Annotated in this window: 10 protein-coding genes; 8 read left to right on the top strand and 2 right to left on the bottom strand. The window is 57.8% G+C overall.

What is annotated here, in order from left to right; all coding sequences use genetic code 11:
• Nucleotides 1-7 precede the first annotated feature (7 nt).
• The 6 genes from ACMVME_RS15255 to ACMVME_RS15230 are packed head-to-tail and all read left to right on the top strand — an operon-like array spanning nucleotide 8 to nucleotide 6,009.
• Complete coding sequence (locus ACMVME_RS15255; RefSeq protein WP_014171547.1) at nucleotides 8-538, top strand: cupin domain-containing protein; 531 nt, start codon at nucleotides 8-10, stop codon at nucleotides 536-538.
• Nucleotides 539-547: 9 nt separating this feature from the next.
• Nucleotides 548-1,318 carry an alpha/beta fold hydrolase gene (locus ACMVME_RS15250; RefSeq protein WP_020883710.1) on the top strand — a complete coding sequence of 257 codons (771 nt, stop codon included), beginning with the start codon at nucleotides 548-550 and terminating at the stop codon, nucleotides 1,316-1,318.
• Nucleotides 1,302-2,096, top strand: coding sequence for an SDR family oxidoreductase (locus tag ACMVME_RS15245; protein WP_032678938.1), 795 nt, complete (start codon nucleotides 1,302-1,304; stop codon nucleotides 2,094-2,096). The genes ACMVME_RS15250 and ACMVME_RS15245 overlap by 17 nt, the downstream gene beginning before the upstream one ends.
• Nucleotides 2,097-2,105: 9 nt before the next feature.
• Complete coding sequence (locus ACMVME_RS15240) at nucleotides 2,106-2,876, top strand: aspartate dehydrogenase (RefSeq protein WP_020883712.1); 771 nt, start codon at nucleotides 2,106-2,108, stop codon at nucleotides 2,874-2,876.
• Nucleotides 2,877-2,885: 9 nt separating this feature from the next.
• On the top strand, nucleotides 2,886-4,355 hold the full coding sequence (locus tag ACMVME_RS15235; RefSeq protein WP_068795003.1) for an aldehyde dehydrogenase: 1,470 nt from the start codon (nucleotides 2,886-2,888) through the stop codon (nucleotides 4,353-4,355).
• Nucleotides 4,356-4,368: 13 nt separating this feature from the next.
• Nucleotides 4,369-6,009: a thiamine pyrophosphate-binding protein gene (locus ACMVME_RS15230; protein ID WP_014171541.1), complete on the top strand. Its 1,641-nt coding sequence runs from the start codon at nucleotides 4,369-4,371 to the stop codon at nucleotides 6,007-6,009.
• A gap of 59 nt (nucleotides 6,010-6,068) precedes the next feature.
• On the opposite strand, the gene ACMVME_RS15225 is transcribed toward ACMVME_RS15230, so the two are convergent.
• Complete coding sequence (locus ACMVME_RS15225; protein ID WP_025203270.1) at nucleotides 6,069-7,337, bottom strand: OprD family outer membrane porin; 1,269 nt, start codon at nucleotides 7,335-7,337, stop codon at nucleotides 6,069-6,071.
• 220 nt (nucleotides 7,338-7,557) lie between these two features.
• The gene (locus ACMVME_RS15220) at nucleotides 7,558-8,316 is read right to left on the bottom strand and encodes a M48 family metallopeptidase (RefSeq protein WP_020883714.1); all 759 of its coding nucleotides are present in this window, start codon (nucleotides 8,314-8,316) and stop codon (nucleotides 7,558-7,560) included.
• Nucleotides 8,317-8,588: 272 nt separating this feature from the next.
• On the opposite strand from ACMVME_RS15220, the gene tkt reads away from it, so the two are divergent.
• Both tkt and epd read left to right on the top strand, forming a co-directional pair.
• On the top strand, nucleotides 8,589-10,580 hold the full coding sequence (tkt, locus tag ACMVME_RS15215) for a transketolase (RefSeq protein WP_020883715.1): 1,992 nt from the start codon (nucleotides 8,589-8,591) through the stop codon (nucleotides 10,578-10,580).
• Between the two features lie 381 nt (nucleotides 10,581-10,961).
• Nucleotides 10,962-11,981, top strand: coding sequence for an erythrose-4-phosphate dehydrogenase (gene epd / locus ACMVME_RS15210; protein ID WP_014171537.1), 1,020 nt, complete (start codon nucleotides 10,962-10,964; stop codon nucleotides 11,979-11,981).
• Nucleotides 11,982-11,986: the final 5 nt, after the last annotated feature.

Here is an 11,986-nt window from a genome sequence, read left to right as displayed (position 1 = left end):
GAGTGTCATGACTGATTCAACCGTAACTGCAAAACCAGGCATTAAACCTGACCATCTGACCATGGAAGAGTGGGTCGAGTCGCGCATTGCGCGCTTTGAAGGGCGTAAATATGACTGGAACGCGCTGAAGTTCCAGGCCGATTTCGATCCTAAATACCGCCGTGCGCAGATGCGCTACATCGGTACCGGGGCGACGGGCGTGGCAAGCGATACCAATACCGTGCCGGCTGAGCACTTTACCTTCTCCACCATGGTGCTGCCGTCGAAGTGCGAGGGGCCATTGCATCTGCATGACGACGTGGAAGAGGTGTTCTTCATGCTTAAAGGGCAGATCACGCTGATGATCCAGGACGGCGATCACTACACCGAAACCGTGCTGCGCGAACGCGATCTGATCTCCGTTCCGCCGGGCATCTATCGCGGTCTGTTCAATCATGGTGAAGAAGAGGCGCTGATGTGCGTGATGCTCGGCACCAACAAGCCGGAAATTCCGACCTATCCGGCCGATCACCCGCTGTCGAAAGTGAAGCGGAACTAAGGGGGCGCGATGACGGGCTTTCGTGAACAGGGAAGCGGCATCCCGCTGATGCTGCTCCACGGCATCAGCTCCGGCGCTGCCTCCTGGCATAAACAGATGGCGCTGAACGGTTTTCGCGTGCTGGCGTGGGACATGCCCGGTTATGGCGAAAGCCCGATGCTGGTGGTTGAGCGCGCCAACGCGGGGGATTACGCCGACGCGCTGGCGGCCATGCTGGACCGCGCGGGCGTCTGGCAGGTCGTTCTGGTCGGGCATTCGCTTGGGGCGCTGGTGGCAAGCGCCTTTGCGGCGAAGTATCCCGAACGCGTGCTGCATCTGGTACTGGCCGATGCCGCGCAGGGTTACGGCCAGGCCGAGCCGGCGCAGCGCGAGCAGGTCTGGCGTAACCGGGAGCAGCAGATGGCGCTTGGGGGCGAGATCCTGGCGCAAACCCGGGCCGCTAAATTATTACGCCCGGGCGCGCGTGAGGACGATATTGCCACCGTTGCGGCGGGCATGCGCAAACTGCGCCCGGAAGGCTACCTCGCTGCCGCATGGATGCTGGCACATGACGATATTCACGGCTGGCTGAAGCGTTACGCCGGTGACTTTGAAGTCTGGTGCGGTGAGCAGGACGCCATTACCCAGCCTGAGCTGGTTCAGGGGCTGGCGCTACGTTACGGCATGCCGTTTACCGCGATTCCCCTGGCCGGGCACGCCAGCTATCTCGATAACGACGCGTTTTTTAATCAACAGCTTTTACGTATCAACGAAGAGGTGCGCGATGAATGCACAAATTGACGGGCGCGTAGCGGTAGTCACCGGCGGTTCTTCTGGCATTGGTTTTGAAACACTGCGCTTGCTGCTGGGCGAGGGGGCAAAAGTGGCGTTCTGTGGCCGCGACCCGGACCGGCTTGCCAGCGCGCATGCGTCGCTGCAAAACGAATTCCCTGATGGCGAGATTTTCTCTCACCGCTGCGACGTGCTGGATGCAGACCAGGTTCAGACCTTTGCCCAGGCCGTTAAGTCCCGCTTTGGCGGGACAGACTTGCTGATTAATAACGCCGGACAGGGGTATGTGGCGCACTTCAATGACACCCCGCGCGAGGCCTGGCTGCATGAAGCCGAACTGAAACTGTTTGGGGTGATTAACCCCGTACAGGCTTTTCAGCTGCAGCTGGAGCAATCGGATATTGCCTCCATTACCTGCGTGAACTCGCTGCTGGCGCTGCAGCCAGAGGAACACATGATTGCCACCTCCGCAGCACGTGCCGCGCTGCTCAATATGACGCTCACGCTCTCGAAAGAGCTGGTGAGTAAGGGCATCCGCGTGAATTCCATTTTGCTTGGCATGGTGGAATCCGGCCAGTGGCGGCGTCGCTTTGAGAACCGGGCGGATAAAAGTCAGAGTTGGCCGCAGTGGACGGCGGATATTGCCCGCAAACGCGGCATTCCGATGGCGCGTCTCGGTAAGCCGCAGGAGCCTGCGCAGGCTCTGCTGTTCCTCGCGTCGCCGCTGGCTTCGTTTACCACCGGTGCGGCGCTGGACGTTTCCGGCGGCTTCTGCCGTCATCTGTAAGGACACATCATGAAAAAAATCATGTTAATCGGCTACGGTGCCATGGCGCAGGCGGTCATTGAGCGTCTGCCCGAGCAGGTGGCCATCGGCTGGATCGTGGCGCGCGAGACGCATCATGCCGCGATTCGCCAGCAGTTTGGCGATGCGGTGGTGGCACTGACCTCGCCCGCATTATGTACGGATACTCCCGATCTGGTGCTGGAATGTGCCAGCCAGCAGGCGGTGGCGCAGTACGGGGAAGCGATTTTACGCCGTGGATGGCATCTGGCGGTGATCTCCACCGGAGCGCTGGCAGACAGCGCGCTGGAACAGCGTCTGCTTAACGCAGGCGGAAAGCTGACGTTGCTCTCCGGGGCGGTGGCGGGCATTGATGGCCTGGCGGCGGCAAAAGAGGGCGGGCTTGAGAAGGTGACCTACCAGTCGCGTAAAAGCCCGGCCAGCTGGCGCGGCAGCTATGCCGAGCAGCTTATCGATCTTAACGCCGTGTCCGAGGCGCAGATCTTCTTTGAAGGCAGCGCACGCGAAGCGGCACGACTGTTTCCGGCCAACGCCAACGTGGCGGCGACCGTGGCACTTGGCGGCGTGGGGATGGATGACACCCGCGTGCAACTGATGGTTGACCCGGCCACTCAACGCAATACCCACACGCTGCACGTCGAAGGGATGTTTGGCGAGTTCCATCTGGAGCTGAGCGGGCTACCGCTTGCCAGCAACCCCAAAACCTCCACCCTGGCGGCACTCAGCGCGGTTCGCGCCTGCCGTGAACTGACGCAGCGCTGAGGAGCGACGATGGACGATCTTAACATTTTCATTGGCGGCAACTGGCGGCGTGGCGGCGGTAACCTGATGCAGAGCCATTTCCCGGCAGACGGTGCGGTGAACGCCACGCTCCACGCGGCAAGCCTGGACGATCTGCAGGAGGCTATCGACGCCGGAGAGCGCGCGTGGCGCGATCCGGCCTGGCGTAACAGCCTGCCGCATGCGCGTGCAAAGATCCTGCATAAGGTGGCGGATCTGATCGAATCCCGCGTCGATGAACTGGCCCGCATGCAGAGTCGCGACAACGGTAAACCGCTGGCGGAAGCGCAGGGGCTGGTGATGAGCGCGGCAGGCACGGCGCGTTATTTTGCCGCCGCCTGCGAGCTGCTGGAAGGTGAATTGCCGACCCCACGCCAGCCTGATGTGCTTACCCTCAGCCGATATGAACCGCTCGGCGTGGTGGCGGCTATCACGCCCTGGAATTCCCCCATTGCCAGCGAAATGCAGAAAGTGGCGCCGGCCATTGCTGCCGGTAACGCGGTGGTTCTCAAACCAGCCGAAGCCACCCCGCTGATGGCGCTGGAGCTGGCGCGTATTTTTGAGCAGGCAGGCTTACCCGCCGGGCTGCTGAGCGTGCTGCCGGGCAAAGGCTCGGTGATTGGCGATGCGCTGGCGCGTCACCCGAAAGTGCGAAAAATCTCCTTTACCGGTGGCACCACCACGGGCCGTCATCTGGCGCACGTGGCGGCGGAAAAATTGATCCCGGCCTCGCTGGAACTGGGCGGTAAATCCCCGACCATCGTACTGGAAGATGCCGACGTTGAGCTGGCTGCGCGCGGGATCTGCTACGGCATTTTCAGCTCGGCGGGTCAGGCCTGTATTGCCGGTTCGCGGCTCTTTATCCATGAGCGCCTTTACACCCCACTGATGGCGAGGCTGCTCGAGTTAACGCGCGGCCTGCGGGTCGGGCATCCCTTTACCGACGGCACCCATGTGGGACCGCTGATTAACGACGCGCACCGCAAGAGCGTGCAGGCTTACGTTGAACTGGCAAAGCGTGAAGGGGGCCGCGTCCTGTGTGGCGGGGAGATCCCTGCCGATCCACTGCTGGCAAACGGCAGTTACTTCCAGCCCACCATCATCGAAGGCCTGAGCAACAGCGCGCGCGCCTGTCAGGAGGAGATCTTCGGCCCGGTGCTGGTGGCGATGCCCTTTAGCGATGAAGCCGCGTTGATCCGTGAGGCGAATGACTCCGTTTATGGCCTTGCCGCCGGGATCTGGACGCGGGATACCGGGCGCGCCCTGCGCCTGAGCGAGCAGCTTGAAGCGGGCACGGTGTGGATAAACACCTACAAAGTGTTTGCGATTTCGACCCCGTTCGGGGGCTTTAAAGAGAGCGGTCTGGGCCGCGAAAAGGGCATTCAGGGGCTGAAAGCCTGGATGCAGCAAAAGAGCATTTATCTGGCGACGGGTAACAGCGTCAACCACTGGTGCGACTGAGAAAGGGTGAGTAATGAGCGAAATGATAACCGTCGGCGACGCCATCGCCAGAACGCTGGAGCAGTATCAGGTTGAGGCCATCTACGGCGTCATCTCCATCCACAATTTACCCATCGCCGATGCGGTAGGGCAGCGCGGGAATATTCGCTTTGTGCCCGCACGTGGCGAAGCGGGGTCGGTCACCATGGCCGATGCCCACGGCCGTTTTTCCGGGCTCGGTGTGGCGCTGACCAGTACCGGCGCCGGGGCGGGTAACGCCGTCGGCGCGCTGGTGGAAGCCATGAATGCCTGCACGCCGCTGCTGCATATCACGGGCCAGGTGGAAAAAGCCTGGCTGGATGCCGACACCGGCTTTATCCACGAAACCCGCGACCAGCTGACCTTCCTGAAGGCCAGCTCAAAACGGGCATACCGCATCAGCAACGCAAACCAGGCGATAGCGATCCTTCACAAGGCCATTCAGGAGGCGCAAACTCCGCCGTGCGGGCCGGTCTCCGTGGAGATCCCGATTGATATTCAGGGGGCGAAAATCCCCGTGTCGCTGATCACCGCTCCGGTGAAACCGACGTCGGTTTCCGCGGTTGATACGGCAGTGGTCGACACGCTGTGGGCGCAGCTTAAACAGGCCAGACAGCCGCTGCTGTGGCTGGGTGGCGGAGCGCTCGGTAGCGCTGATGCGGTAAAAAAACTGGCGGATGCGGGAGTGACGGTTATCTCCAGCACCCACGCGCGCGGCGTGCTGCCGGACAGCCATCGCGCCAGCCTGCGGGCGTTTCATAACTCGCCGTCAGTTGAGGCGTTGATCGCCCAGTGCGACTTTACGCTGGTCGCTGGCTCACGCCTGCGCAGCAACGAAACCCGCTCGTGGACGCTTGAATTACCGCATCCCCGCGTCCAGATTGATATCGACCCCGCGGCGGCGAGCCGCAACTATCTGATGGACACAACCCTTGTGGCCGACTGCGCGGCGCTGTTAACCGCGCTGGCGGCTAAAGCGCAGGGGCGTGAATGGGGCGATGCGCAGTGGGATACGCAGGTGCAGCAGGCGCTGGCGAAAGCTGTTGCGGGGCTGCGTGAGCAGTGCGGTGCTTATGCGAAGCTCAACGACGCCATCGAGAACGCGCTGCCGCAAGATGGCCTGCTGGTTCGTGATATCACCGTTTCCGGAAGCCTGTGGGGCAGCCGTTTGTTCCGCGCCAATGGACCGCTGATGAACATTCACTCGCTGGCAGGCGCCATCGGCATGGGGCTACCGATGGCGATTGGCACGGCGATTGCCAACCCGCAACGCAAAGTGGTGGGGCTGGTGGGCGATGGTGGCGTAAGCCTGAATCTGGGCGAGATGGCAACGCTGGCGCAGGAGAAGGCCAACGTGACGCTGCTGGTGATGAACGACGGCGGTTACGGCGTCATGCGCGGCATTCAGGATAAGTATTTCGGCGGGCGTCAGTATTATAACGAGCTGCATACCCCGGACTTTACGCAGCTGGCGCATGCGATGGGGTTACAGGCGTGGAGCGTCGAACGGGCGGAGGATTTTGACGCGGTGATGACCGAAGCGCTTGCCATGCCAGGACCGTCGGTAGTGGAAGTGCGGATGGGACAGATTGGCGCGCTGAAGTTTGCCGGGCCGCCGCAGAAGACGTTGTACTAAGCGTGTTTACCCTCACTCCAGCCCTCTCCCTTAGGGAGAAGGGCGGGTGAGGGGTTTAATCAGAACACGTTAAACGGGTATTCCACGTACGCGCGGATCTCATCCCCGCCCACGTTATAGTCGCTGGCGTTGCTGGACACGCGCAGGACGGAGTAACGGAGTTTCAGTTTCAGATCTTTAGCCGGGCCGTCCTGCACCTGATACTGGATCTGGTTAAACCACTCATGCTCTTTACCGTTGCTGGTTTCAGAGGTCTTGATGTTGTCGCCACGCACGTAAGCTGTGGTCCAGCTCAGGCCTGGTAAGCCCAGACCGCCGAAGTCCAGCGCGTAAGAAGCCTGCCAGGAGCGCTCGTCTTCGCCGTTGAAATCAGACCAGTAGGAGTTCGCCAGCCAGATGGTATTGCCGCCGTCACCTACGCCACCCTGATCGCGATAGCTGCCATAGTGATAGCCGGTGCTGCCGCTGCTCTGCTGATACGCCACCTTGAAGGTATGAATATCCCAGATGTAGCTTGCCGCCAGGCTCCAGATGCTATTGCTGCGTCCGGTATCAAGGCTGTCTGCGTAGCGCTGATCCAGGCGTGAGTTATAGCCGTTGAAATCGAGCACCAGCTGTTGCCCGGTGCTGAACGGCTGTTTGAAGTTCATTCCCAGGTACTGCTTGTTCATCACCTCTTCCACATGAGAGGCATACAGCGCACCGCTGAACTGGTCGTTGAACTGGTAGCTCGCACCGCCGAAGGAGAGGCTCTTCAGGCCACTGTCGTGGCGGTCGTCACTTTTGCGCTGCTCATCGGTGAAGTAACCGGCGTTCACTTCCAGACCCGCGATCTCTTTTGAGGTCAGCATGGTGCCGGTAAAGCTTTCAAACAGCAGACGGGAATTGTCGGCATTCACAATCGGTAATTCCGGACGCTGGTTACCGTAGCTCAGCACGGTATTGGAAATACGCATTTTTGCTGTGGCGCCAAATTTCGCCAGATCGGATTTAGCCCGGCCATCGTCTTCCTGTTTAAAGAAGTCAATGCCGCCCGCGCCGCTCTTTCCACGACCGCCATCCAGACGCACGCCATACTGGGCAATGCCGTCCACACCAAAGCCAACCAGCCCTTCGGTATAGCCGGATTCAAACGTGGCAACGATACCCTGACCCCATTCGGCTTTGTCCTGCTGGCCCTGATGATAATCACGGCTGATATACGCATTGCGTAAAAACAGATCTAAATGGCTGTCGTCAACAAACCCTTTGCTGTCGGATTGCTGGCTTGCAACGGCGGGTAATGCGGCGAATAAACTTAACGCAATTAATGAAAATTCTTTTTTCACGGAGGGAACGTCTCTGTCTTAATATTGTAAATTGAATTACTGCGAGCTCGATAATTACCCGAATGGTAAATGATTGCAATAATTATGTGACGAGACGTTTCAGGGCAATAAGCCAGTGTTTGCGCGGCTTAGAAAGGTACTCAAGCGCTATTACCGATATGTGCGGTTAAATTAACAATTCATGCGAAATAAAAAGGAGGCAAATATGCCTCCTTTCGAATTATTTAATTCCGTCTGCGGCCATACGGTCGCGAATATGCTGTGCGCGCTCTTCTGACGCCGGGTGGTCATCAAACATAGAGCTCTGGCGACCGGCTTCCAGTTTGGCCAGTTTTTCGAAGCTGGTGGCTAAACCTGATGGATTAATGCCGCGTTTGCGCAACAGATCGTAGGAGTAGTCATCCGCTTCGGATTCCTGACGCTGCGAGAACTGAGAGTTAACCAGTTTTTCACCCACATCGCCAAGCTGCGACTGTGACAGGCTGCCGACGATACCGCCCGTAGACGCCGCCGCGGCGCGGATGGCGTTAGTGCCTAACGCAACCTGCATGCCTTTCTTCACGTGGCCAAGTGCAACGTGGCCCATTTCATGGCCGATAACCGCTTCAACTTCGTTGTCGGTCATCATATCCATCAGCCCGCTGTAAACGCGGATGCAGCCGTTCGCCATCGCGAAGGCGTTTACATCTTTGGCCATGTACACCTTATAGTTCACCGGCTGGCCGTTAATGTTATCACCCAGCGCGGAGGCTATCTTATTCAGACGCTGCGTGTAGGTACTATTGGCCGGGGCAAGCGTGGCTTTTCCGTCCATATCTTTACAGGCCTGGTCGCTCAGCGCTTTAACCTGTGCGTCGCTCAGGGAGTAGGCCTGAAAGGCTTCTGCGCCTGAGGACATCAGGCCGTTAGAATCCATATTCTGACAGCCGCTCAGCAGGAGCGTTGTACCCAGGGCCAGCACTATTGCACGCATTTTCATGATGTCGCTTCCGTACTCGTTAATCTGAATAAAATCTGAAAAGTGCACCGGCAACGAAGCCGGGGTCGGGCTAAGTATAAGGAATATCTACGGGGCCGGGCGAGCAGATTGCGCAACATGCGAGCATGATCCAGAGATTTCTTAAGCTGCAAAAGAATGCTCCATGTACATGACATGCCGCTTGGGTTACATTGTTGGCACTTTTTTCCGGCGTAGCCCAAAACGCGCTGTCGTCAAGGGCATGGCCTTTAACAGTCCGATCTGGAGTTAAAATGTCCTCACGTAAAGAGCTTGCTAATGCTATTCGTGCGCTGAGCATGGACGCAGTACAGAAAGCCAAATCCGGCCACCCGGGCGCCCCTATGGGGATGGCTGATATCGCCGAAGTCCTGTGGCGCGATTTCCTGAACCACAACCCGCAGAACCCTTCCTGGGCTGACCGCGACCGTTTCGTGCTGTCTAATGGCCACGGCTCAATGCTGATCTATAGCCTGCTGCACCTCACTGGCTACGATCTGCCAATTGAAGAGCTGAAAAACTTCCGCCAGCTGCACTCCAAAACGCCAGGTCACCCGGAAGTGGGTTACACCGCAGGTGTAGAAACCACCACCGGTCCGCTGGGTCAGGGTATTGCTAACGCGGTGGGTATGGCGATTGCCGAGAAAACCCTGGCCGCGCAGTTCAACCGTCCAGGTCATGACATTGTTGACCACTTCACCTACGCATTCATGGGCGACGGCTGCATGATGGAAGGCATTTCTCACGAAGTGTGCTCCCTGGCAGGTACCCTGAAGCTGGGCAAACTGGTTGCGTTCTATGACGACAACGGCATCTCCATCGACGGTCACGTTGAAGGCTGGTTCACTGACGACACCGCGAAGCGTTTCGAAGCTTACGGCTGGCACGTTGTGCGTGGCGTTGACGGTCACGATGCTGACTCGATTAAACGTGCAGTAGAAGAAGCGCGCGCAGTGACGGACAAGCCGTCACTGCTGATGTGCAAAACCATCATTGGTTTCGGTTCTCCAAACAAAGCGGGTACCCACGATTCCCACGGTGCGCCACTGGGCGACGCGGAAATCGCACTGACGCGCGAAGCGCTGGGCTGGAAATATCCTGCTTTCGAAATCCCATCTGAAATTTACGCGCAGTGGGATGCTAAAGAAGTGGGTCAGGCGAAAGAATCCGCATGGAACGAGAAGTTCGCTGCCTATGCGAAAGCCTTCCCACAGGAAGCGGCTGAATTTACCCGTCGTATGAAGGGTGACATGCCGTCTGACTTCGACGCCAAAGCGAACGAGTTCATTGCTAAACTGCAGGCGAACCCATCCAAAATCGCCAGCCGTAAAGCCTCTCAGAATGCGATTGAAGCGTTCGGTCCGCTGCTGCCAGAATTCCTGGGCGGCTCCGCTGACCTGGCGCCATCTAACCTGACAATCTGGTCTGGTTCTAAAGCAATCAACGAAGACACTGCCGGTAACTACATCCACTACGGTGTGCGTGAATTCGGTATGACCGCGATTGCGAACGGTATCTCCCTGCACGGTGGTTTCCTGCCGTACACATCTACCTTCCTGATGTTTGTTGAGTATGCGCGTAACGCCGTGCGTATGGCTGCGCTGATGAAACAGCGTCAGGTGATGGTCTACACCCACGACTCCATCGGTCTGGGCGAAGATGGCCCAACTCACCAGCCGGTAGAGCAGGTGGCTTCCCTGCGCGTGACGCCAAACATGAGCACATGGCGTCCATGTGACCAGGTTGAGTCCGCCGTGGCGTGGAAATACGGTGTTGAGCGTCAGGACGGCCCAACCGCACTGATCCTCTCCCGTCAGAACCTGGCACAGCAGGAACGTACTCCAGAGCAGCTGGCGAACATCGCCCGTGGTGGTTACGTGCTGAAAGATTGCGCGGGTCAGCCAGAGCTGATCTTCATCGCGACCGGTTCTGAAGTTGAGCTGGCTGTTGCCGCATGGGAAAAACTGTCTGCCGAAGGCGTTAAAGCGCGCGTGGTTTCCATGCCGTCTACCGATGCGTTCGACAAGCAGGATGCAGCCTACCGTGAATCCGTACTGCCTAAAGCCGTTACCGCGCGCGTGGCAGTAGAAGCAGGTATCGCTGACTACTGGTTCAAATATGTGGGCCTGAACGGCGCAATCGTCGGCATGACCACCTTTGGTGAATCTGCTCCGGCAGAGCTGCTGTTCGAAGAGTTCGGCTTCACCGTTGAAAACGTTGTCGCGAAAGCAAAAGAACTGCTGTAATCGTTTGTAGGGGAGGGGCGCGAGCCCCTGTCCGTGCTCTCACTGAGAAGAGGGCGCAAACACCCTAAACGGTAACCTTTGGGTTACCGTTTTGTTTTTTCACGCTATCCGCTTTATATGTCCACTATTCCTCAAACATGTAACGTTCCTGTGAATTATTCCATCCAAAATGTGACGCAAGTCATATAGCGCGCTTATTGCTCTGGACAGACATTCCTTTTATTCACTGATTCGCTTATTCTAGCTGAAGCGTTTCAGTCGATTAAATGTTCGACAATTGACCAATCAATCGCAGTTTGTGACAGCAAGGATTCCCCTTCGGGCGTAGCTGGATTACTCTTTCAGCCACCTCAAACTCAGGGATAGCTTTGCAGGAGATCTATGACCGTACGCGTAGCGATTAATGGCTTCGGTCGCATCGGGCGTAACGTGGTTCGTGCTTTATATGAATCCGGGCGTCGGGCGGAAATAACCGTGGTGGCTATCAACGAACTGGCGGATGCTGCGGGCATGGCGCATTTGTTGAAATATGACACCAGCCACGGACGCTTTGCCTGGGATGTTCGCCAGGAAAGAGATCAGCTGTTTGTCGGCGACGATGCCATCCGCGTGCTGCATGAGAGCAGTATTGCCGGGCTACCGTGGCGTGAACTGGGTGTGGATATCGTACTTGACTGTACTGGCGTATACGGTAACCGCGAGCATGGCGAAGCGCATCTGACAGCAGGTGCGAAAAAAGTCCTGTTTTCCCATCCTGGCAGCAACGACCTCGACGCGACCGTCGTATTTGGCGTGAATCAGCATGAGCTGCAAGCCGAACACCGCATTGTTTCCAACGCCTCCTGCACCACCAACTGCATTATTCCGGTCATCAAACTGTTAGACGATGCGTATGGCATTGAATCCGGCACCGTAACCACGATTCATTCAGCGATGCACGATCAGCAGGTGATTGACGCCTATCATCCGGACTTACGACGCACGCGAGCCGCGAGCCAGTCAATCATTCCGGTGGACACAAAACTGGCGGCAGGTATCACCCGTTTTTTCCCGCAGTTTAATGATCGTTTTGAAGCAATTGCCGTACGTGTACCGACGATTAACGTCACCGCAATTGACCTGAGCGTGACGGTGAAAAAACCGGTAAAAGCCTGTGAAGTCAACCTGTTGCTGCAAAAAGCGGCACAGGGGGCATTTCATGGTATAGTTGACTATACGGAATTACCGTTGGTCTCAGTAGATTTTAACCACGACCCGCACAGCGCCATTGTCGATGGCACTCAAACGCGCGTCAGTGGCGCACACCTTATCAAGACGCTGGTCTGGTGTGATAACGAATGGGGCTTTGCTAACCGAATGCTCGACACCACGTTAGCAATGGCCGCTCAAGGTTTCAGGTAAGACGC

The sequence above is a fragment of the Enterobacter cloacae complex sp. 2024EL-00711 genome (assembly GCF_047529885.1).
GTDB lineage: Bacteria > Pseudomonadota > Gammaproteobacteria > Enterobacterales > Enterobacteriaceae > Enterobacter > Enterobacter ludwigii.
The sequence above is the reverse complement of the archived record's forward strand: the minus strand, read 5'-3'. Positions and strand labels throughout refer to the sequence as shown.

Excerpts from the sequence above, each read along its gene's own strand:
- ACMVME_RS15245 (WP_032678938.1), top strand. The coding sequence starts at position 1,302 with ATGAATGCACAAATTGACGGGCGCGTAGCGGTAGTCACCGGCGGTTCT.
- ACMVME_RS15220 (WP_020883714.1), bottom strand. The coding sequence starts at position 8,316 with ATGAAAATGCGTGCAATAGTGCTGGCCCTGGGTACAACGCTCCTGCTG.
- epd (WP_014171537.1), top strand. The coding sequence starts at position 10,962 with ATGACCGTACGCGTAGCGATTAATGGCTTCGGTCGCATCGGGCGTAAC.
- ACMVME_RS15250 (WP_020883710.1), top strand. The coding sequence starts at position 548 with ATGACGGGCTTTCGTGAACAGGGAAGCGGCATCCCGCTGATGCTGCTC.
- ACMVME_RS15230 (WP_014171541.1), top strand. The coding sequence starts at position 4,369 with ATGAGCGAAATGATAACCGTCGGCGACGCCATCGCCAGAACGCTGGAG.
- ACMVME_RS15235 (WP_068795003.1), top strand. The coding sequence starts at position 2,886 with ATGGACGATCTTAACATTTTCATTGGCGGCAACTGGCGGCGTGGCGGC.
- ACMVME_RS15240 (WP_020883712.1), top strand. The coding sequence starts at position 2,106 with ATGAAAAAAATCATGTTAATCGGCTACGGTGCCATGGCGCAGGCGGTC.
- tkt (WP_020883715.1), top strand. The coding sequence starts at position 8,589 with ATGTCCTCACGTAAAGAGCTTGCTAATGCTATTCGTGCGCTGAGCATG.
- ACMVME_RS15255 (WP_014171547.1), top strand. The coding sequence starts at position 8 with ATGACTGATTCAACCGTAACTGCAAAACCAGGCATTAAACCTGACCAT.